Consider the following 1,080-nt stretch of genomic DNA (forward strand, 5'->3'; position numbering starts at 1 on the left):
GAACATGGTTCTCGCCCGCAGCAGGACCAGGACACAAAGAACCAGAACCACCCACGCTGGTTGTGTGGCCACGCTCGCTGAATCGTCAGAAATTGCGTGGGTATTCGCTGTTTTCACGTATCGGTCTCCCTCCGATGAAAGGCGGCTTGCGCAGCAAGCTTGTTTTTGGTGATTGCGCCGATCTTATATTCAAGCCAACCATCGACGGAAATAAGTGGCAGTGCAGGATTTATACCCGCGAAAGCCTGACGCACTCAGCTTCGACACAGCGAACATCTGCTGTTCAGGTCTTGCACGGTCGTTGAGGTCGTGGAGGAGCCGCCTGCCACGCTGCGGTTTGCGGTTACGTGCCCGACTGTTCGGGAACGCGGGAGTGAAGTCGCTTGCCGGGAGGGTAAGTGTGTAACGGCCTGCATGAGCCGGCGCGCCRTCGGCCGGGTTGTTTACGGCCTGGCGTCGCGCCAGACAAGATAAGGATTCAGCGGCGTGCCGCGCCACCACTGGCGCTCCGGCTCCAACTTGAAGATCGCGAAGTGCAGGTGTGGTGCGTCGGGTGATGCATTGCCGGTGCTGCCGACATAGCCGATCACCTGGCCTTTGCGCAGGCTGGTGCCTTCGGTGAGGCCTTCGGCGTAGCGGTCCAGGTGGGCATAGTAGTACGCGTACTGGCTGGCCGGGTCGAACTGGTAAATCGTGATGCCGCCAGGCTTGCTCAAGAACAGCTTGGCCACTTTACCGTCCTCGACGGCGAGCACYGGCGTGCCGCGTGCGCTCATGATGTCTATGGCTTCATGCGGGGCGCCTGCTGCACGCGCCTGGGTGTAGGTGTCGCTGAGCTGGGCGGGCATGACGCCTTGCACCGGAAGTGTCAGGACGCGTAGTCGTAACTGCGAAATGTCCGTGTCGCCTGCGACAGATGCGGGTGGGGGCGGCAGGGCAGGTGAGGGCGCGGCTGCCTCTATGGTCTGAACCACAAGCGATGGCTTGTCGACCTCTCTTGCCGGCATGGCGGGCGCCAGCGTCTGGCTGGCTGGCGGTGTGGCGGGCTGTATGACTTGTGTATCTGCCTCTTCCTTGCGC

At 61.7% G+C, this 1,080-nt stretch carries 2 protein-coding genes; one reads left to right on the forward strand and one right to left on the reverse strand.

The features are described 5' to 3' along the window. The coding region (locus AC1D0Z_RS22555) for a hypothetical protein (protein WP_477660371.1) at positions 1 to 305 on the forward strand (305 nt) is incomplete at its 5' end. Between the two features lie 138 nt (positions 306 to 443). Here AC1D0Z_RS22555 and AC1D0Z_RS22560 read toward each other — a convergent pair. Then, positions 444 to 1,080 (reverse strand): M23 family metallopeptidase (locus tag AC1D0Z_RS22560; RefSeq protein ID WP_477660372.1); only part of this gene is annotated, 637 nt, incomplete at its 5' end.

The sequence above is a fragment of the Polaromonas sp. P1_E3 genome (genome assembly GCF_056405935.1).